We start from the raw sequence: 20,538 nt of genomic DNA, 5'->3' as shown, positions 1-20,538 counted from the left end.
GTGGCGGACACTGTCTCAGGCCTTTGCCGGAGGCGGATTCTGGCCCAGCAATTCGGCAAGGAACGGCCCGGCTTCCTGGTGCCGGTCAAAGAGTGCCCCGGTCAGCGCACGCGTGCCCCGCAAGGGCTCCCGGGTGGGTACGCGCTGCAGTTTCCCCAGCCCCGGAACATCGAAGATCACCGAGTCCCAGCTCGCGCCCACGACATCCCTGCCGAACCTTGAAACGCACCTGCCGCGGAAGTACGCGCGGGTATCCGACGGCGGTTCTGTCACCGCCCGGGTGATGTCGGCGTCGTCCACCACACGCAGCATGCGGTTGTTGGTCAAAAGCCTGTAGTAGAGGCCTTTTTCGGGGCGGATGTCCGACCACTGCAGGTCAACCAAACCGAGCCGGGCATCGTCCCAGTCCAGTCCATCCCTGTTGCGGTACCCTTCCAGGATCGACTTCTTGGCAACCCACTCCACGGAGGACGCCGCTGCGCCCACATCGGATCCCAACGTGGTCAAGGTCGATTCCCACCGTGACAGGACGTCATGGGTATGACCGTCGCCTGACACGGAATCAGCCACGCCGGTTTCCTGGGCAAGTTTTGCCGCTGCCTCGTAATACATCCACTGGAGATCCAGGGCCGTCACCCTCCGACCGTCGAGCAGACGGACCGTCGCGGTAAGCGTGGTGTCGTGGCTGACGGTTTGCAGCGCCTGGACCGGCTCGTGGACCTCGATTTTGGGGGCCTGGCCGGCCTCGATGAGGCTCAGGACCATGGCCGTGGTCCCGAACTTGAGGTAGTTGGAGGACTGGCTGAGGTTCGCATCCCCAATGATGACGTGCAGGCGGCGGTACTTGTCCGCAGTAGCGTGGGGCTCATCCCGGGTGTTGATGATGGGACGCCGGATGGTTGTCTCGAGCCCCACTTCCGCTTCGAAGAAATCGGCACGCTGGCTGATCTGGTAGCCAGGGGTGGAACTGTCCTGGCCAATCCCCACACGACCAGCACCACAAATGACCTGCCGGGACACGAAGAACGGGGTCAGGCCACGAATGATGTCGCCAAAGGGCACCGAACGCGGCATGAGGTAGTTCTCGTGGGAACCGTAGGAAACGGACTTGTTGTCGGTGTTGTTCTTGTAGAGGTTGATGGCAGGCAGGCTGGTGTCGGCGGCAACCTTCCGGACCGTGGCAAGGGCCACTACGTCCCCGGCGGCATCCCAGGCAACGGCATCCCTGGGGTTGGTGACTTCCGGGCTGGAATACTCCGGATGCGCGTGGTCCACGTAGAGCCGTGCGCCGTTTCCGAGCACCATGTTCATCAGCAGGGAACCGGATTCATCCGCGCCATCGAGTTCAAGTTCCTGGCGGCCATACGCCAAGGCGACGGCTTCGGCGTCGAGCACTGGCGGCTGGTCCGTGAGCTGGCTCGGATCAGCCGCCGCCCTGTCCACTGTCCAGCCGCGGGCGTCGTGCAGAGGTTCCTCGTCGGTGTAATCCCAGCGGGTCTCGGCTCCGCCGGCCGCGCGCTGCCGCGTGACCGTGGCGTACGCCTGGATGATCCTTGCGGACATCATGGTGGCATTGGCGCCGGGAGCCGAAGGTGCATGGATGCCGTATTCAGTTTCCGAGCCCATGACTCGCATCGCTCCGCCAACGGGCAGATTCCCTGCAGGTGAACCTTCGGGTCTTGCTGTCATAGGTACTGGCCCGTATTGGCGGTGGTTTCGATGGACTTGCCCGGTTCCTGCCCGGCCTTGCCCTGGACGATAGTGCGGATGTAAGTGATCCGTTCACCCTTCTTGCCCGAAATCCGCGCCCAGTCGTCTGGGTTGGTGGTGTTCGGCATGTCCTCGTGCTCACGGAACTCATCCACCACCGCGCGCAGCAGGTGCTCGATGCGAAGTCCCTTCTGATTGTTGGTCAGGAGGTCCTTGATGGCGTACTTCTTGGCCCTGTCCACCACGTTCTGCACCACGGCGCCGGAATTGAAGTCCTTGAAGTACAGCATCTCCGTGTCACCGTTGGCGTATGTGACCTCGAGGTATTCATTGGACTTCTCGGTGGAATACATGGCCTCAACAGTGCGCTGGACCATGGCGTCCACGGTGGCCTGGACATCTCCCCCGTACTCAGCCAAATCCTGGGCGTGGAAAGGCAGGTCCGTAGTGATGTACTTTCCGAAGATATCCGCTGCAGCCTCGGCGTCCGGCCGCTGGATCTTGACTTTCACGTCCAGGCGTCCCGGCCGGAGAATGGCGGGGTCGATCATGTCTTCACGGTTGGAAGCGCCGATGACGATCACGTTGTCCAGGCGCTCCACACCGTCAATTTCGCTGAGCAGCTGGGGCACGATGGTGGTTTCGACGTCGGATGACACCCCGGTGCCGCGGGTGCGGAAGAGCGAGTCCATCTCATCGAAGAAGACAACCACGGGGCTGCCGTCCGAGGCCTTTTCACGGGCGCGGGCGAAGATCAGCCGGATGTGGCGTTCGGTCTCGCCAACGTACTTGTCCAGGAGCTCAGGGCCCTTGATGTTCAGGAAGTAGCTCTTCAGGTCCGTATTGCCGGCGCGCTCCGCTGCCCTGGCGGCAAGGGAGTTCGCCACCGCTTTGGCGATGAGCGTTTTGCCGCAACCCGGAGGACCGTAGAGCAGGATGCCCTTGGGGGCTTTCAACCCGTGTTCACGGTAGAGGTCCGGATGGAGGAACGGCAGTTCCACGGCGTCGCGGATCTGCTCGATCTGGGGACCGAGGCCGCCGATGTCCTGGTACGTGATGTCTGGAACTTCCTCGAGGACGAGGTTTTCCACTTCGGCGCGCGGGACCTTCTCGAGGACGTAGCCCGTCCGCGAATCCAAGGACAAGGCGTCGCCGACCTTCAAGTGAAGTTCCTGGAGGGAGCCGGAGAGCCGGACCACCCGTTCTTCGTCGGCGCGGCCGACCACCAGGGCGCGGTCCTTGCCCAGCATTTCCTTCAAGGTAACCAGCTCGCCGGCGCGCTCGTAGCCAAGTCCGGCAACGATCAGGAGTGCCTCATTAAGGAGCACTTCCTGTCCCACTGCGAGCTGGTTGAGGTTGACCAGCGGGCTGACACCCACACGCATTTTGCGGCCGGCGTTGAAGATGTCCACCGACTCCTCGGTGGCCGCCTGTCCGGAACTGCCGGGCGCCGGCTGCTTGCGGGGGTTGATCTGGAGCACGGTGCCGAAGCTGTAGGGTGGCTGCCCCTCCTGCTCCAAGGCCCCCTTGAGGCGAAGTATCTCGGCCTTGGCGGTTTCCAGCATGCTCACAAGCTTGCCGTTGTTCTGGGTGGCGGCAGCAAGCTGCCGGTCGATGTGGCGGAGCTTGTCCCGAAGGATGTTGATCTGCCGTTCGGCAACAGTCAGGTCAGTCGAAGGTTCCGGTGGTTGAACTGGGGCGGGACCCCGGCCCGCCCTTTCCTCTGCCGCTGTGTTTGCATCTTCCGGCGTCGGCCGTCCAAGGTCGTTGTTTGGCGTATCCACGATTCATCAGCCCCTTCCTGCGCTTAAGAAGACCTTAGTCCCGAAAAGCCCAGGGTGCCCGGTGACATCCGGAATGCGGACCCTATTGTGACCTTTTCAGTTTGTGACCGAGGGGTCGTCCTGGACGTTGGTGCCGGCGATGGCGTCGCGGGCAGCACGGCGGAGCTTTTTATCCGATACGGAGCGCTCCCCTACCGCGCCGGGCGTCCAGGCGTTGAGGTCTTCTTCACTGAATTCGGTCTTGGAAGGACGACGCTTCACCGAAATTCCGGTGACGCCTTCGGCCAGGCGCCGGGTCACCAGCAGGAAGCCTGTGTGGGCTACCATGCGGTGGTCGGGCCGGACTGCCAGGCCTTCGAGGTGCCAGCCGCGCACCATCGATTCCCAGGCGTCAGGCTCGGTAAAGCGCCCGTCGGCGCGGATGGCTTCGGCAGTGCGGGACAACTGCGTAACCGTGGCTACGTAGTTGATCCAGACTCCGCCGGGAGCAAGGACGGTAGCGACCGCATCCAGGCACTCCCACGGGGCGAGCATATCCAGGACCACCCGGTCCACGGAGCCAGGGGCTTCGGCCTTGACGACTTCCTCCTGGAAGTCACCGAGGGAGATCTGCCAGGCGGGGTGCGGACCACCAAAAATGGTTTCGACATTGCCCCGGGCTATGTCGGCGAATTCTTCGCGGCGTTCGAACGAGTGCAGGTAGCCGCCGTCGCCCACTGCACGAAGCAGGGAGATGGACAGGGCACCGGAACCGACTCCAGCTTCGACGACCCGCGCGCCTGGGAAGATGTCTGCCATGGTGACAATCTGGCCGGCGTCCTTGGGGTAGACCACTGCAGCGCCGCGGGGCATGGACAACACGAAATCAGACAACAGCGGGCGCAGCGTCTGATACTGCTGCCCGACGTTATTGGTGACCACCGAGCCGTCCATTTTGCCGATGATTTCATCATGGTTCAGGAAACCGCGGTGGGTGTGGAACGCTCCGCCGACCTCCAGCATGATGGTGTTCATCCGGCCGCGTTCGTCCGTGAGCTGGACCCGCTCGCCCACACGGAAGGGCCCGCGACGCCGGGCAGCGCCAGTGGGCTGCACGGCAGAGTCGGTAGCTGCCTCGTCAGGGCCTGCGCTGGCCTCGGGGGCGGCGGTTTCGCGGTTCATGTGGTGTTCCTCGCTCTTGTACGGCTGGGCCGCGACGTGTTGCTGGCTGGTGACGCCAAGGTCAAAGTGTTTTGCTAAGGCGGCCGGCATGTAACTCTACCGGCAGGGTGGTCAGGGGCGACCGCTCCTGCGGGCTTCCTTACCTGTTATGGCCGTCACTACGGCTTCCTGGCGGAGGAGGCCGGTGACGATTCCGTTGTGGTCCACCACAGCGTATTCGCCGCCTTCCAGCCGCGCCAAGTACTGGATCAGTTCCTGCCCTTTGGACCATTCCGGGACGTAAGCGCCTGCTGCCAGGGCGTGGGCAACCGCGGTGACGGGCGTCGTCGTCGTGGCCTCTGGCGGAACGCTGGCTGCCGCGCCGCTGTCCACAACCCCTTGGGGCTTGCCGTCAGGTCCGCAGATGACGACGGCGGGACTCCCGGCGGGTGCGACGGCCAGGACATCGGCCACGGTGGCCGTGTTGGGCACGCCGACCGCGCGCTCCGCCAGTCCGGCGGCGCTTACCAGGTAGAGGCGGCTGCGCAGCTTCGCGTGGTGGATGGAGCTGGAGGCACTCATCCACAGGAAGCCGCAGACCAGGATGGTGACAGAGGTGTACATAAGGTTCGGTAGCTCGCCCTTGAGGAACGGAACAACAATGAACCAGATGAGCAGGGCTACTACGATGATCCGCCCGGACCAGCCCGCTGCAATGGTTCCCTTGTCCTGGCTGCCGGTGGCTTTCCATACAGCGGATTCCACCAGCCGGCCGCCGTCCAGCGGCATGCCGGGGAGGACATTGAAGATTCCGATCACCAGGTTTGCCAACATGAGGATGTCCGCAAGCATGCGCGGTACGCCGCTCAGCATCCCCGTTGACGTAACAGCCCACATGACCCCGGCGATGACGAAGTTTGACGCCGGGCCAGCCAGGGCAACGATGACCGAACGGCCCGGGGACGATGTGAAGTTCTCAAATTGTGTATGGCCGCCCCACAGGTTCAACACGATCTTCTCGGTGGGCCATCCAAACGCCCTGGCGCTCAGGGCGTGGGCCAATTCGTGCACGAGTACTGAGATGGCGAGCAACAAGGCGATCGCCAGCCCTACAAGGTATCCCCAGTTGCCAATGCCGGGGAAAACGTCAATGACAACCGGGCCGTAGAAGACCACAGTGATGGCGGCAATAACGAACCACGAGTAAGCCAGATAGACCGGAACGCCGGCGATTTTCCCGAGGGGAATGCCTTCCCTTTTAGTGGCGACGTGATGGGGTGTGGAAGAACCGCTCACCTAGTTCGCCCCTTCAAGCAGGTTGGCCGCCGTGAAGCGGGCATCGACAAGCCGGCCGACATCCGCCGCAGTCCGGCCGACCAGTGTGTCCCAGGTGGTCATTCGTGGGTCCTCGGGCAGCGGAACCTGGTGCGGAATTCCCACCGTCACCACTCCGGACGCTATGGCCGCGGTGGCACCGGGCACAGAATCCTCCAGTGCCACACAGTGATGGATGGTTAGGGCGGGGTCGTCCAGGCGGAGCCGCTCCACTGCCGTGAGGTAGGCCTCCGGGTGCGGTTTTCCGTTGGACACGGTGTCACCGGTGACCATGAATTCGAAGTAGGGCTTGGGGAGGCTTTCGACTACCACACTGGCCAACGGGTGTTCAGACATGGTTACCAGGGCGCAGCGGATACCGGCCTGGTGCAAGTCGTCCAGCAATTCCCGCGCACCGGGACGCCAAGGGACTTCATTCCGCACTTGCTCCATGACCTGTGCGCTCAAGGTGTTCACAATTTCGCGGGCTTCCAGGCGGACTCCGGCATCCTGCAGGACAGCAGCCCCATGAAGCAATGCCTGGCCCACCAACTGCATGGCCTGTTCGTGGGTCCATGTGCCTCCATGGGCCTCCACCAGGGCGCGCTCGGCAGCGATCCAATAGGGTTCGGTGTCCACAAGGGTGCCATCCATATCCCAGAGCACGGCTTTGAGGAGGGGCTGGCTGGGTGTTGAATGCATGGTTTCCAGTCTACGTGGAACCTGGTGGCCGACGGTGCTGGCATTGTGCTGTGGGCGAATACGGGACACGCGTTGACACGAAATGCCATGCATCCATCAGGGTCTTGGACGTAGGGTGAGTGGATGAACAGTGTGGACGGGACCCCCGAAGGACAGGACATCACCGCGGAGCCCGAGCGTTTCCTTAAGGAACCCGCGGAAGGCCAGCGCGTCACCGTAATGATCGCCGCCTTTGAGGGCTGGAACGACGCCGGTGAAGCCGCCAGCGATGCGCTGCACTACTTGAACAAGCTATGGGACGGCAAGAAGGTTGCCGCCGTGGACGCCGAGGAATACTACGACTTCCAGTTCACCAGGCCCACCGTGCGGCGCACCTCCTCCGGTGCGCGCAAAGTTAAATGGCCATCAACGCGGATCTACAAGGCCGCAGTTCCCGACAGCAACGTGGATGTGGTTTTTGTTCTCGGAACGGAACCTTCCTATCGGTGGCGTGCTTACACCACCGAACTCCTGGTTCATGCCGAGGCCCTCAAAGTGGACTCCGTCATTTTGGTCGGCGCCCTGCTGGCGGACGTTCCGCACAGCCGGCCTATCCCGGTCAGCACCACCACCGAGGACAACTCTTTGCGTGAACGCCTCAACCTGGAAGCCTCGCAGTACGAGGGGCCAGTGGGAATCGTAGGTGTCCTTGCCGAATTCGCCCTGCTGGCGGGCCTGCCAACGGTCTCTCTCTGGGCAGCCGTTCCCCACTATGTAGCGCAGCCGCCCTCCCCCAAAGCCCAGCTCGCCATCCTGCACCGGATTGAGGATTTGCTCCAGGTTCCCCTGGACAGCCACGCGCTTGCCGAAGAGTCGGAGGCCTGGGAACGCGGGGTGGATGAACTCGCCACGGAAGACCCGGAGATTGCCGCCTACGTGCGCCAGTTGGAGGAGGCGAAGGACACGGCGGATCTCCCAGAGGCCTCCGGTGAATCCATTGCGCGCGAATTCGAGCGCTACTTGAAGCGTCGCGGCAAGGATCGTCCGTAGCAAACTTGCCCGGAAAACACCGATGGCCCCGACATTAGTCGGGGCCATCAGTGTTTCTGAACGGACGCGGGCTTAAAGCACGACCCCCAGCAAAGCGTCGACGGCGTCGGAAACCAGTGCCGCGTCCTGGGCGGACTTCTCCGCGTTGTTGTTCACCGCGGCCCGGGCCCAATCGTCGACGGCGGCAATCGCGCCTGGCGCGTTGAGGTCGTTGGCCAGCTCCTTCCGCATGGCCGAGACGAGTCCGGCGGCCGAGCCGGCGGGCGCCTGTTCCAGGGCTTCCCGCCACAACGCGAGCCTGTCCTTCGCCGCTGCGAACGCTTCCCCGGTCCATGACCAGTCGGAACGGTAGTGGTTGGCAAGGATCGCCAGGCGGATGGCCGCCGGTTCCTCACCGGCCGCACGAAGTTTGGAGACAAGAACCAGGTTTCCCTTGGACTTGCTCATTTTTTCTCCGTCGAGGCCCACCATGCCCGCGTGGGCGTAATGCTTTGCCAGCGGTACGCCGGACAAGGAGTACGCGTGACCCGCTCCCATTTCGTGGTGCGGGAAGATCAAGTCCGAGCCGCCACCTTGGACAGTGAACGGCGCCGGAAGGTACTTCTGCGCGATCACGGTACATTCGATGTGCCAGCCGGGCCGGCCGGCTCCGAGGCTTGCACCGGGCCAATTGGGCTCACCGTCACGGGCGACCCGCCACAGCAAAGGGTCCAGTGCGTTCCGCTTGCCTGGCCGTGCAGGGTCTCCGCCGCGCTCGGCGAAGAGGGCCAGCATCTCCGTCTCACCGAGGCCGGAAACGTCACCCAGTTTCCAGGCGTCCGTCGCGTCCGAGCGCTTGCCGGCGGCTTCGACGTCGTAGTAGACATCGCCGTCGGGTTCTCCGTCCACGCCTTGAACACGATAGGCGACCCCGTCAGCGATAAGTTCTTCGATGGCGGGCACGATGTCCGGGATGGCCTCGACAGCACCGATGTAATGGTTCGGCGCCAGAACGTTCAGGGCGTCCATGTCGGAGTGGAAAAGGTCGATCTGGCTCTGGGCAAGCTCCCGCCAGTCCACGCCGGTTGCGGTGGCGCGTTCCAACAGGGGGTCGTCAACGTCCGTAACGTTCTGGACATAGGCGACCCGCACGCCACCATCACGCCACGCCCGGTTCAACAGGTCGAATGCCACGTAGCTGGCCGCGTGCCCCATGTGCGTCGCATCGTAGGGGGTGATGCCGCAGACGTACATCGATTGTTCCGCCTGCCGTTCCACCTCCACGACACGGCCCAAGGCAGTGTCGAACAGCCGTACGGGCGGCATGCTGCCGGGCAGCTCAGGGACAGGGCGGGAGATCCACGATTTCACGACTCAACCTTAGTGCTAGGCACTGATCACATTGAAACCGAGCAGGACATACAGGGCCAATCCCAGGAAGATCCGGTACCAAACGAAGAGCCGGTAGCTCCGCGTGGAGACAAACTTCAGGAACCAGCCAATGATGACGTAACCCACAACGAAGGCAATGACTGTGGCCAGTGCTGTTTCGGGCAGGCCGTAAGGTCCGGCAAGGCCTTCATTCGAGACTGTCTTGTAGAGCTGGTACAGCCCACTGCCGAACACTGCCGGGATGGCAAGCAGGAAGGAATAGCGTGCTGCTGCTTCACGGGTGTAACCCATAAGTAGTCCGGCAGTGATGGTGCCGCCGGAGCGCGAAACGCCGGGGATCAAGGCCATTGCCTGGGCAAAGCCGTACAGGATGCCGTGCTTGTACGTCAGTCGCGTCAGGTCACGCTCTTGACGTCCGATGGCGTCGGCGACTGCCAGAATCATGCCGAACACGATCAGCATGGTGGCCACGATCCACATGCTGCGAAGCACCGATTCGATCTGGTCCTGGAACAACAGTCCGAGAACGATGATGGGCAGGCTGCCCAGGATGACCAGCCAGCCCATGCGGGCATCGGGGTCGTTGCGTTCCACCTTGCCGGTCAAGGAGCCGAACCACGCCCGCACAATGCGGACGATGTCACGCCAAAAGTAGACGATGACGGCGGTCTCGGTTCCCAACTGCGTGATCGCAGTGAAGGCCGCGCCGGGATCGGCTGCATCCGGAAGGAATGAGCCAACGATCCGCAGATGCGCGCTCGAGGAAATCGGGAGGAATTCGGTGAGGCCCTGCACGAGGCCCAGCAAGGCTGCTTCTATCCAGTTCACGTGAATAGACCCTACGTCATGAAGACTGGTAACTGCCCGTAAGCTAGCAGCTATGCAGCAGCGTTATGTCGGGAACAGTGGGTTCCGCGTGTCCTCCTTGTCCCTCGGAACCATGTCCTGGGCCCAGGAAACCGATGAGCAGGATGCTGCAGAATTACTCCACGAATTCGTTGCGGCCGGCGGGACCGTGGTGGACACGGCCGCCTCTTACGCCCAGGGCCGGGCCGAAGCGATGCTGGGTTCCATGCTGGGCGACGTCGTCGCCCGGTCCGAAGTCGTGATTTCCACGAAAGCCGGGGTGTCGTCGTCGGAGACACGACGCAGCGTCAACGCCTCCCGCGGCTCATTGCTGTCGGCGCTTGATGCGAGCCTGGCCAGATTGGGAACTGACTACATCGACATTTGGTTCGCCCAGGAATGGGACCCGAACGTGCCGTTGGACGAAACACTCTCGGCTTTGGAATTGGCCCAGCGCACCGGTCGGGCGCGGTACGTAGGCATTTCGAACTACAACGGCTGGCAGACGGCCAAGGCAGCGGCTGTGGCCGGATTCACGCTGGTGGCAAACCAGTCGGAGTATTCCCTGGTGCAGCGCAAGCCCGAAGAGGAACTTATTCCGGCCGTCGAGGATGCCGGCCTTGGCTTGATGGCCTGGGCGCCGCTGGGACGGGGGGTGCTCAGCGGAAAATACCGTGGACAGATTCCCTCGGATTCACGCGCAGCCCAAGGCAGGCTCGCTGGCTACGTGGAGCCATATCTGGAGCCCCGCGCGTCGCGGGTGGTGGAAGCGGTCGCCATGGCTGCGCGAGGACTGGGCCGGTCGCCACTGGACGTCTCGTTGAGCTGGCTGCTGTCCAGGCCGGGGGTTTCCACCGCGGTTGTGGGGCCCAGGAACGCCGTCCAGCTCAAGGAACTGCTGGACGCACAGTTGTCGGTGCTGCCGGCGGAGATTGCCCGGGCACTTGAGGATGTCTCGGCAGCCTAGCCGGTCAGTAGCCTGGCTCTGTCACCCTCTGGCTCCAGTCAGCGCCTGTCCAGGATGTCCAACAAGTAGCTGCCGTAGCCGCTCTTGGCCAACTTGGCCGCTTGCTGACGTAGTTCGTCGTCGCTCAGGTACCCCATCCGCCATGCCACCTCTTCCGGAGCGCCAATCTTCAGGCCTTGCCTGTTTTCGGTGGTACGGACGTAATTTGAAGCATCGTTGAGGTCGCTGAACGTTCCGGTATCCAACCACGCGGTCCCCCGCGGGAACTTCTGCACATGCAAGCGACCAAGCTCCATGTACGAACGGTTGATGTCGGTAATTTCAAGCTCCCCGCGCGGGGAAGGCTTAAGGTCTTTGGCCATGGCAACTACATTGTTGTCATAAAAATAGAGTCCGGGTACCGCGTAATTGCTTTTGGGTATTGCCGGTTTCTCCTCGATGGAAATGGCCAGACCGTCGTCGTCGAATTCCACCACGCCGTAAGCGGTTGGATCCTTGACCCAATAGCCGAAGATGGCGCCGCCGTCGACGTCGGCATAATGCCGGAGTTGGTTGCCCATGCCGGGACCATTGAAGATGTTGTCGCCCAGGATGAGCGCCACCTTGCCGCTTCCGATGTGTTCTTCTCCCAGAATGAAAGCCTGGGCGAGTCCATCGGGCGTGTGTTGACGGGCATAGCTAAGGTTCACTCCGAATTGGGATCCATCCCCCAGCAGGTTCTCGAATTGATGGGCGTCCGCCGGCGTGGTGATGATGAGAATATCGCGAATCCCGGCCAGCATCAGCGTGCATAGCGGATAGTAGATCATTGGTTTATCGAAGACTGGAACCAATTGTTTACTGATTGCGAGCGTAATCGGATGGAGCCTGGATCCAGTGCCACCGGCCAGGATAATTCCGCGCATCTAACTGTCCTCTCCCGCTGCGCATCACCGTCCCGGACGGTTACGCTATGGCCATGCAGAGAATCCTTGTCACCGGCGGGGCCGGATTCATCGGATGCAATTTTGTTCACTTCATCATGGAGCACACCAGCCTCCATGTCACGGTCCTGGACAAACTGACCTACGCCGGCAGCATGGAATCACTGTCAGGATTGCCGTCAAGCCGTTTTGATTTCCATAAAGGGGATATTTGCGATGCCGGCCTCGTGGACACGCTGACGTCCTCTGTTGATGCCGTCATCCACTTCGCCGCAGAGTCGCACAACGACAACTCGCTGGAGGATCCCCGGCCGTTCCTGGACACCAACCTGATGGGCACGTTCACCCTCATCGAAGCCGCCCGCAAGCACGGAACCCGCTTCCATCACATCTCCACGGATGAGGTGTATGGCGACCTCGCCCTGGATGAACCCCGTAAATTCACGGAAGACTCGGTATACCGCCCCACCAGCCCCTACTCGGCCACAAAAGCGGGCTCCGACATGCTGGTGCGTGCATGGGTGCGTTCGTTCGGCCTCAAGGCGACCATCAGTAATTGCTCCAACAACTACGGCCCGTTCCAGCATGTTGAAAAGTTCATCCCGCGCCAAATCACCAACATCCTGGACGGGGTCCGGCCACGGTTGTACGGCCAGGGATTGAACGTTCGGGACTGGATCCATGTGGAAGACCATTCGTCCGCAGTCCTGACCATCCTGGAACGTGGGCGGGTGGGTGAAACCTACTTGATCGGGGCAGACGGCGAGCGATCGAACCGCGAAGTGGTGGAGAAGCTCCTTTCCCTCAATGGTCAACGACCTGACGCCTACGACCTGGTAAATGACCGGCCCGGACACGATCTTCGCTATGCGATCGACTCCAGCAAGCTCCGCAGTGAACTTGGGTGGACGCCGCGGTTCTCCGACTTCGACTCCGGCTTGGCAGAGACCGTGAAGTGGTACAAGGCCAACGAAGACTGGTGGCGCCCGCAAAAAGCGGTCACGGAGTCGAAGTATGCGGGGCAGGGGCACTAAACGGTGGGCGCGCTGGAACTGGCCTCCACACCTACCACGATTCCGGGCTTGATGCTTTTCGAACTCCCGGTTCATGCCGACAGCCGCGGCTGGTTCAAGGAAAACTGGCACCGCAGGAAAATGGTGGATGCCGGACTGCCTGATTTTGGGCCCGTCCAGAACAACATTTCGTTCAACGCTGTACGTGGCACCACCCGGGGCATCCATGCCGAACCATGGGACAAATTCATCTCGTTGGCTACCGGACGTATCTTCGGAGCCTGGGTGGACCTCAGGGACGGTCCAACCTTCGGCGTGCTGTTCACGGCAGAGCTGACCCCGGGAAAAGCTGTGTTCGTGCCCCGCGGCGTGGGCAACGCCTTCCAAACACTGGAAGCCGACACCGCCTACACCTATCTGGTCAACGATCATTGGAGCCCGGAAGCCCAGAAGACTTACACCTTCCTGAATCTTGCGGACGAGGACGTTGCCGTCCCGTGGCCGATCCCCCTGGCCCGCGCTATTGTCTCGGAGCAGGACAGGAACCATCCGCGCCTGGCAGGCGTTTCGCCAATGCAGAAACGCCGGACGTTGGTCCTGGGCGCCGATGGCCAGTTGGGAACTGCGCTCCGGCAGGCCTACGACGGCGATACCGCAGTGGACTTCGCCGGTCGCCGGGACTTTGACATCACCAGCGAGGATTCCTACCGGTCACTGGATTGGCGCGACTACTCCACGATCGTCAACGCTGCCGCGTTCACCGCCGTGGATGCCGCCGAAACCCCCGAAGGCCGCGCGGCTGCCTGGTCCATCAACGCAGCTGCCGTATCCCGCTTGACAAGCACCGCCGTCGAGCATTCACTGACCCTGGTCCATACATCAAGCGACTACGTTTTTGACGGGACCAAGGAAAGCCATGCCGAAGGCGAGGCTTTCACTCCCCTTGGCGTGTACGGGCAGAGCAAGGCCGCCGCAGACATTGCTGTGGCAACCGTGCCGAGGCATTACATCGTCAGGACGAGCTGGGTGGTGGGCGACGGCAGGAACTTTGTTCGAACCATGGCCGGTCTCGCTGCCAAAGGCGCGTCACCGGGCGTAGTGGATGACCAGTTCGGCCGGTTGAGCTTTGCGGTGGACCTCGCTGCGGGCATCAGGCACCTGATCGAGTCCCAAGCGCCATACGGCACCTACAACATCAGCAACAGTGGCCCGCAGCAGAGCTGGGCGGATGTTGCCAGGGAGGTTTACCGGCTGTGCGGGGTGGATCCCGGTCTGGTGCATCCGGTCAGCACGGCGGACTACGACAAACCAGGCATGGCTCCGCGGCCCACTCACAGCGTCCTGGAGCTCGCGAAAATAACGGCCGCGGGGTTCGCTCCCCCGGACGCCTCACAGCGCCTGGCTGAATATCTCAATAGTTAGGAACTCCCTCTGGTGGAGTTTTCGGAAACGGCCTAAAGTAGCGCTACGGCAGCCTTTTACGGAGGCCGGGAGACAACTCAAGTAAACATGTTGATTTGGCGGCACAGGTCCGCCACCGACGATCCAGGCAGTGCAGCGGCCTTGGATCGTCGGCTACGTGGTTATGCCTTGAGTTGGAGCCGAGAATGCTGCTACCGAAAGTCACGCCCACCGGAGACCTGCTCCGCCGGGTAGTCCCCCAGGTTTTCCCGCGCGGCGGTGTGGCCGCTGGTGGTCTCCATCTCCAGCCGCCGCCTCGAAGCGCTGGCGATCAAGGGGCGGCCCGGTCCGCCACGCCATGGGTGAGTCTGGGTGGGGTCCCGGTAAAGCTTATGGAAGCCGAGGGCGCGCTCAGGGAGATCCTGGATCGAGCAAGCTCGCCCGATGCGCCACCCCTCGGTGTCTGCTCCGCCAATTTGGACCACGTGCGGCATTTTGGCGTTGGAAGCCGCTGGATAGGCACGTTGGATCCGCCCGGGCCGGTTGAATGGCTGACTTTGATCGACGGTGCACCCCTGGCTACGGAAGCCCGCCGCCTTACTTCGGAAAAATGGCCCAGGCTCGCCGGTAGCGACCTCATCAACCCCATCCTGGAAGGGGCCGCGCGTCAGGGATTACGCGTCGGATTCCTCGGAGGTTCAGAAAAAGCCCAGGAACTGATCGCGGGAAAACTCGCAGCAGAACGGCCTGAGCTTGGAGTGGCGGGATGGTGGGCTCCTGCCAGGGCGACTTTGGGTGACGCAGCTGCTTCCCGCGAACTCGCCGGAAAGATAAGGGAAGCAGCCCCGGACATCCTTGTGGTTGGTTTGGGAAAACCCCGCCAGGAACTGTGGATCGCCGAGTACGGTCACCTGACGGGCGCCAAGGTCCTCCTGGCATTCGGTGCCGTGGTGGATTTCCTGGCCGGAAATATCCGGCGCGCACCCGTGTGGGCCAGTTCGCATGGCCTCGAATGGGCTTGGCGCCTCATGCTCGAGCCTCGCAGGTTGGCACGCCGCTACCTTGTGGAGGGGCCTGAAGCGTATATGAAATTGCGGATGGCGAGCAGCCGGGACGCGGCCTTCGGCATTGTCCCGGAACGCCCGTTACCCATCAGCACGCAGTCCGTCCCGAAGCCCGTGCCCAGCCGGGCTCCGGGATCATTCCTGCCTACGACCGACAAGGCAGACGTCGCCGTCGTCGTTGTTACCTACAACAACGCTGACGACGTCGGGCCCCTGATCGCCGGCCTGAGGGAAGAAGCTGCAACCCTTTCGATCAAAGTGGTAGTGGCTGACAACTCGCCCGACGAAAGGACGTTCATTGAGCTCCTGGGCCACCCCGACGTCACGGCGCTGCGAACCGGGGGCAACCTCGGCTATGCAGGTGGCATCAACGCCGCAGTCTCGGTCGCCGGGGAGGCGGCAAGCTACCTTGTCCTGAACCCGGACCTGCGCGTGGAACGTGGTGCAGTTGCCGCCATGATCAAACGCATGAGGGAGAGCGGCTCCGGCATGGTGGTACCGGTGTTGTTGGACGATGAAGGGGGCGTCTACCCGTCGCTGCGCCGCGAGCCGGGCGTGCTGCGAGCGCTGGGTGACGCGGCGTTGGGCAGTTACGTGAAGGCGCGGCCGGCATGGTTGTCTGAGATGGACTTTGACCCGGAGAGCTACCTGCACGGGCATCGGGTTGATTGGGCGACTGGTGCGGCGTTGCTGATCAGCTCGGAGGCGGCGAGGGCGGTGGGTGCCTGGGACGAACAGTTCTTTCTGTATTCCGAAGAAACGGACTATTGCCACCGTGTCAGGGAGGCCGGTTTCTCCGTCTGGTTTGAGCCGGCCGCCCGGATGTGGCATGAAGGCGGTGGCTCCGGGACTTCACCCCAGTTGGCCGCTTTGATGTCGGTCAACCGGGTCCGCTATGCAGCCAAGTATTTTCGGCCGGGCCGTGCCTTGGCTTTCCGGAGCGCCGTCCTGGCCGCGGAGGTTGCCCGACTCAACAAACCCGGGCACCGGGACGCGGCGTTGGCAGTGCTCAACCAACGCCGTTGGGAGGCACTTCCCCATGCCACGCGGACCACGACGCCATGACCGCGTTGCACCCCTCCGGTGCCGTCATTATTCCGGCTCATAATGAGGCCGGTGTTATTAGCCGGACGTTGGAGGCGCTGCGGGAGGTCATCGAGTGGGGCACTGTTGACGTTGTTGTGGCCTGCAACGGGTGTGTTGACGGTACGGTTGCCATTGCGTCCCGGTGCAAAGGCGTCCACGTCGTTGAAGTGGTCGAGGCGTCCAAGACGGCGGCTTTGAACGCTGCAGACCAGGCCACCCAGCGGTGGCCGCGCCTTTATCTTGACGCCGACATTGAGGTTACTGCCCCTGCATTGCGTGCGGTCTTTGAGGCGCTGGAAGGCAATAGGTTGTTGGCTGCCCGTCCCGCATTCAGGTATGACACCGAGGGTGCTTCCGCTCTGGTCAGGGCCTACTACCGGGCACGTTCGCGCATACCAGGCAATGCCCTGGGGCTTTGGGGCGCGGGAGCGTATGCCTTGAGCTATTCGGGTCATGAGCGGCTTGGGACGTTTCCTGCCCTTACCGGCGATGACTACTACGTGGACCGGCTCTTTTCTCCCCGGGAGAAGGCGGTGCTGGCTACTGAGCCTGTGGTTGTCCGGACCCCCCGGACGTGCGCGGCGTTGCTGTCTGTTCTGAGGCGCACGTATCGGGGCAATGCCCAGCAGGATGGCGTGTCAGGGGGCGGTTCCACTGCGCGGACCGTGCGTGAGTTGTTTGCCTCCGTCCGGGGTCCGTTAAGCCTGTTCGATGCAGCCGTCTACGTCGCATTCGCGGGTGCGGGCCGCCGTCGTCCTTTGTCCTCGCGCGGGATGGTGACCGTTTGGGAGCGGGACGACAGTAGCCGTTAGTCAGTATCCGCAGCTTCCACCACCTTCGATGCTGTACAGGTGGACCGCATTCCCGTCGGCGAAGCTGTCCGTGAAAGTTCCGTCCACTATGGGAATGGTCCGGTTTTCATCGATGACGACGGCGGTGCTGCCGCCGCATTTGAGGGTGAAGGTTGCCGTTCCGCCGGTGCTCTTGTTTGCTCCAGCGAAGACGTAGACCCCGCTGTCGTAGAGCTTGGTGGCGTGGTCAACGGGTCCAGAGGCTGTCGTGGCGCCGTCGAGGAAGGGTGCGTTGAGGACAGGGGCCAGGCTTGTGATTTGTTGGTTGACGGCGGTCACTGCGGGGCGTACTTCGCCGGGACAATCACGCAGCACATGCTGGGTCACACAATCTCCGCCGAAACTATGGTTGAAGTAGATGATCCCGCGTGCTCCGTGAATGAGGCTGCTCCAGACTGCTGCGCGTATTTCCGGTGCGCTGATGGTGGTGGCCTGCGGCCCGTCGGCAAATGGGTGTCCGACCTCCACGAAGGCCCAGACGGGAGCTTTGCCATCCGTGAGTTTCCGGATGCGCTCAACAGTCCATCCGTAGTTGGCTGCCAACCTGCATTGGTCTTCGGTAAGGTCGTTGGCACCCCCGACAAGTGCTCCGCCTTCTGTTTGGGTGCAGATGTTGGGGTCCGTGAACCAATAGTTGTCTGCGGAGACCACATCTTGTTTTTCGGTGACGAAAGTCCGCGACTGTTCGTCGGAGAGCCAGAAGGTCACCCCTTTGCCGTAGTTGGCGTAGGTCATGATTCCTGGCGGTGCCGCAGCGCGGAGTTGGTCCTGGACCGTGTAGCCGCATTTGGATTCTTCCGGACTGCAGATCGGGCCTTGCCCTGGATGATTGCCGGTCCACTGGGAGTCTCCTGCTCCACCCCACATATCTACTTCATCACCCAACGCATAGCCTGAAGCCTTGGCTGCTGCGTATGTTGGAATCGCGTACATTCCTGACGTGCGGACCAGGTCGAGGTCCGAATCCGGGGTCAAGACAACATAGGTGTTTAGTCCCGCGGCCAAGTCCTTTGCCACATAGTCCTTTTCCAAGGCGCTTTCGAACCAGACACCGATTGGGAAGAAGTGCGCTTCCGAGGGTAAGGGATTGGTGAACCGGGAGTAAAAGCCAACGCCACCATCGACGTTGCGCAATTCCATTCCTGGTGGGTGGGTCGACGTGCTGCGGGGCGTTGGGCTGCCTGGTGCCGGCCCCGCTACCGGGCCAGGAGTCTTCGTGCCACTGATGACCGCAGCGGCTGCCAGGAGGCAGAACAATGCGAGAACGCCCAACATTGCGGCGATGTTCCGCTTCATGGTTACCGCTTTCCTGGCCGGCCTTCTAGTGGTTTATTCGTTGCGCCTCGAAGGATTGGGGTTCGCGGGCCAAGCGCCACAGGGCGCCAGCGGTTCCGAGCATGAAGAAGAAGAGGCTGGCGGCCATGGGGAAAGAGAACCCGTCGAAGAATGCGAACGTCACGGCAATGGCAGCTATCGAGGCCAGGACCGCCTGACTGAGTTGCCGCATCTGGTCGTCGACCGCCCGCTTGCGTGCGCGCCAGGCACTGGCGATGCCGCAAAGAATCAACATTACGAATGCAGCCAAACCCACAAACCCGAGTTCCACGAGGATGCCCAGGAATTGGTTGTCGACGATGACGTAATCCGGAAGGAACGTCCCGAATCCACGTCCCACCACGGGGTTGTTTGCCAGCATTCCGAAAGCTGTTGCGTAGGCGCTGGTCCTGGAATTGATGCTTGGGTCTGCTGTCCCTACCGTGAATAAGCCGCGCAGGGTGCCCAGCATCCCGGGTGTCAACAGGTACATGGCGACGGCTGCCACGACGCCCAGCAGCAGCGCACCACGCCGAACTTTCCTGGGCCAGGACGGTATCAGGGCAAGGACAGCTACGCCGAAAGCCATCAAGGCCGAGCGCGACACTGACAGAACGGCCGCCGATGAAATTGCCGTCACCGGCAGCCACCGCAGCAGCCAGTTCCGGCCCCGGTCCGTGACTGCGACCGCGATGGCGATCGGCAGCGAAGCGGCGAGCACCACACCGTACTCCAAGGGGTGGCTGGCCATTCCGGCGGCCCTGACGTAGCCGGCCCTGGACTGCACTCCCGTCAGTTCCGACGCGGCGCTGAATCCCGGAAAGCTGATCCAGTCGACGAGGGATGATCCGGTGGCAAATTGCAGTAGTCCCAGGACGGCGGTCACGGTCCCAACAATGACCAGGCCCCTCAGCACTTTGATCAAGGTTTGGCGACTGGCAAGACCATCATTGATAAGCAGCAGGATGCCTGCCCAACTGGCCAATCTGATGAGCCCGCTGTCTGCAGGGCTGGCCTCCGCATCGGGCAGGCCATGAAGCATGGCCAGGGAGTAGCTGGTCAAGCCTGCCGCCAGGAAGATCACCATGCCGGTTCGCACCGGTTGGGAACCTGCGTGCGTTGGAGTGGTCCTTTGCAGTTGGTACAGCAACCACCATGCCAGGGCCATGAGTCCGCACAATGTGGTGGGTCGGCCGACGGAACCCAACGCAGTGATTGTCAGGTTCGAGGGAATCAGGCACGTTAGGAACAGGTAGACGATGACAAACCACGAGACGTCCTTGCGCTCGGACATTTCGAGTGGGCTGACGCCCCGCAGGACATTGGTCTTCTCATACCCGGGATGCATCAAGGACCCCCTCCACTGGTTCGGTCCGGCGACGCTTCCGGCGCACCATTACGCGATCAACGTAGAGAGTTGCCACGGATGTGAGGGCGAATGAAAGCCCTGCCCACACCGCTGCCCCTTTCAAGCGGGTCACCGGGGTTCCACCGCCGAAAATAACCTCTGCCTGGGATGGGGTGGTCTGGGTGGAGATACGGTCGGCCTTCACGGAGGCTTCGTTTTGCAGCTGTATTGTTGCGTCGTTTATGCGATCAAGGACGGTCGCCAGTACTTGGTTCACTCTTTCGGCGCTGGTGTCCACCACCTGTACTTTGAGCACTGGCTGGCTGAAGGTCTTATTCCATTGCCCGCCGTTGGCGGGAAGCGTCACTGAGAACCCCTGTTGGACGCCGGCGCCGTAAAGGGTTCCCCGGGTCAGGGACAAATCCACTGAAGGAGCTTCCTGATTGACGCGGCGCTTGACCATGTCGGCGAATTCAGTCAGGGTCATGGCGCTGCCACCGGAGATCCAGTAAGCCGGTTCGCGTTCGGGCGCGAGGAATGTGACGTCAGCTTCCGTCCAAAACACGGGCTCGGAGGAACGTATCGCACCAAGGGCAGCCAGCCCCAGGGCCAGCCCGAAAGCCACCACGTACCATCGGCGCAGCAGGATACCCAGAAAGGTTGACGCGGTCATGG

17 protein-coding genes are annotated in these 20,538 nt (G+C 62.3%); 6 read left to right on the top strand and 11 right to left on the bottom strand.

Annotated features, from left to right (window positions below; translation table 11 throughout):
• Positions 1 to 15: 15 nt before the first annotated feature.
• The 5 genes from dop to PJL15_RS05205 form a co-directional block, all read right to left on the bottom strand.
• On the bottom strand, positions 16 to 1,689 hold the full coding sequence (gene dop, locus PJL15_RS05225; protein WP_281450146.1) for a depupylase/deamidase Dop: 1,674 nt from the start codon (positions 1,687 to 1,689) through the stop codon (positions 16 to 18).
• A complete protein-coding gene (gene arc / locus PJL15_RS05220) occupies positions 1,686 to 3,494 on the bottom strand; it encodes a proteasome ATPase (RefSeq protein WP_281450145.1) in 1,809 nt (602 codons plus the stop codon). The genes dop and arc overlap by 4 nt, the downstream gene beginning before the upstream one ends.
• A gap of 96 nt (positions 3,495 to 3,590) precedes the next feature.
• Positions 3,591 to 4,655: a tRNA (adenine-N1)-methyltransferase gene (locus PJL15_RS05215; protein WP_281450176.1), complete on the bottom strand. Its 1,065-nt coding sequence runs from the start codon at positions 4,653 to 4,655 to the stop codon at positions 3,591 to 3,593.
• A gap of 111 nt (positions 4,656 to 4,766) precedes the next feature.
• Positions 4,767 to 5,930: a site-2 protease family protein gene (locus tag PJL15_RS05210; protein WP_281450144.1), complete on the bottom strand. Its 1,164-nt coding sequence runs from the start codon at positions 5,928 to 5,930 to the stop codon at positions 4,767 to 4,769.
• Positions 5,931 to 6,743 (bottom strand): HAD family hydrolase, encoded by an 813-nt coding sequence (locus PJL15_RS05205; protein ID WP_281450143.1) that lies wholly within the window; start codon positions 6,741 to 6,743, stop codon positions 5,931 to 5,933.
• 30 nt (positions 6,744 to 6,773) lie between these two features.
• Between PJL15_RS05205 and PJL15_RS05200 the strand changes: the two genes are divergently transcribed.
• On the top strand, positions 6,774 to 7,679 hold the full coding sequence (locus PJL15_RS05200) for a PAC2 family protein (RefSeq protein ID WP_281450142.1): 906 nt from the start codon (positions 6,774 to 6,776) through the stop codon (positions 7,677 to 7,679).
• Positions 7,680 to 7,751: 72 nt separating this feature from the next.
• On the opposite strand, the gene mshC is transcribed toward PJL15_RS05200, so the two are convergent.
• Positions 7,752 to 9,029: a cysteine--1-D-myo-inosityl 2-amino-2-deoxy-alpha-D-glucopyranoside ligase gene (gene mshC / locus PJL15_RS05195; protein WP_281450141.1), complete on the bottom strand. Its 1,278-nt coding sequence runs from the start codon at positions 9,027 to 9,029 to the stop codon at positions 7,752 to 7,754.
• Positions 9,030 to 9,044: 15 nt separating this feature from the next.
• Positions 9,045 to 9,878, bottom strand: coding sequence for an undecaprenyl-diphosphate phosphatase (locus tag PJL15_RS05190; protein WP_281450140.1), 834 nt, complete (start codon positions 9,876 to 9,878; stop codon positions 9,045 to 9,047).
• A gap of 52 nt (positions 9,879 to 9,930) precedes the next feature.
• Here PJL15_RS05190 and PJL15_RS05185 point away from each other — a divergent pair, with 52 nt between their 5' ends.
• The gene (locus PJL15_RS05185; protein WP_281450139.1) at positions 9,931 to 10,863 is read left to right on the top strand and encodes an aldo/keto reductase; all 933 of its coding nucleotides are present in this window, start codon (positions 9,931 to 9,933) and stop codon (positions 10,861 to 10,863) included.
• Positions 10,864 to 10,901: 38 nt separating this feature from the next.
• Here the strand turns inward: PJL15_RS05185 and rfbA are convergent, their stop codons facing one another.
• Positions 10,902 to 11,768: a glucose-1-phosphate thymidylyltransferase RfbA gene (gene rfbA / locus PJL15_RS05180; RefSeq protein WP_281450138.1), complete on the bottom strand. Its 867-nt coding sequence runs from the start codon at positions 11,766 to 11,768 to the stop codon at positions 10,902 to 10,904.
• Positions 11,769 to 11,821: 53 nt separating this feature from the next.
• Here rfbA and rfbB point away from each other — a divergent pair, with 53 nt between their 5' ends.
• From rfbB to PJL15_RS05160, 4 genes are all read left to right on the top strand, one after another.
• Positions 11,822 to 12,820, top strand: coding sequence for a dTDP-glucose 4,6-dehydratase (rfbB, locus tag PJL15_RS05175; RefSeq protein ID WP_281450137.1), 999 nt, complete (start codon positions 11,822 to 11,824; stop codon positions 12,818 to 12,820).
• 3 nt (positions 12,821 to 12,823) lie between these two features.
• A complete protein-coding gene (locus PJL15_RS05170) occupies positions 12,824 to 14,221 on the top strand; it encodes a bifunctional dTDP-4-dehydrorhamnose 3,5-epimerase family protein/NAD(P)-dependent oxidoreductase (RefSeq protein ID WP_281450136.1) in 1,398 nt (465 codons plus the stop codon).
• Between the two features lie 185 nt (positions 14,222 to 14,406).
• Positions 14,407 to 16,329 carry a WecB/TagA/CpsF family glycosyltransferase gene (locus tag PJL15_RS05165; RefSeq protein ID WP_281450135.1) on the top strand — a complete coding sequence of 641 codons (1,923 nt, stop codon included), beginning with the start codon at positions 14,407 to 14,409 and terminating at the stop codon, positions 16,327 to 16,329.
• A complete protein-coding gene (locus PJL15_RS05160) occupies positions 16,326 to 17,162 on the top strand; it encodes a glycosyltransferase (protein ID WP_281450134.1) in 837 nt (278 codons plus the stop codon). Before PJL15_RS05165 ends, PJL15_RS05160 begins: the two co-directional genes overlap by 4 nt.
• Here PJL15_RS05160 and PJL15_RS05155 read toward each other — a convergent pair whose 3' ends face one another.
• The 3 genes from PJL15_RS05155 to PJL15_RS05145 are packed head-to-tail and all read right to left on the bottom strand — an operon-like array spanning position 17,163 to position 20,536.
• Positions 17,163 to 18,497 (bottom strand): hypothetical protein, encoded by a 1,335-nt coding sequence (locus tag PJL15_RS05155; protein ID WP_281450133.1) that lies wholly within the window; start codon positions 18,495 to 18,497, stop codon positions 17,163 to 17,165. It abuts the gene before it with no gap.
• 25 nt (positions 18,498 to 18,522) lie between these two features.
• Positions 18,523 to 19,863, bottom strand: coding sequence for an O-antigen ligase family protein (locus tag PJL15_RS05150; protein ID WP_281450132.1), 1,341 nt, complete (start codon positions 19,861 to 19,863; stop codon positions 18,523 to 18,525).
• A complete protein-coding gene (locus PJL15_RS05145; protein ID WP_281450131.1) occupies positions 19,847 to 20,536 on the bottom strand; it encodes a hypothetical protein in 690 nt (229 codons plus the stop codon). Before PJL15_RS05145 ends, PJL15_RS05150 begins: the two co-directional genes overlap by 17 nt.
• Between the last annotated feature and the right edge of the window lie 2 nt (positions 20,537 to 20,538).

Origin of the sequence: Paenarthrobacter nitroguajacolicus (assembly GCF_029952445.1) — a bacterium.
In the GTDB taxonomy this organism is placed as follows: Bacteria; Actinomycetota; Actinomycetes; order Actinomycetales; family Micrococcaceae; genus Arthrobacter; species Arthrobacter nitroguajacolicus_B.
Note: the sequence above shows the minus strand (reverse complement) of the source record. Positions and strands in the feature narration are given on the sequence as shown.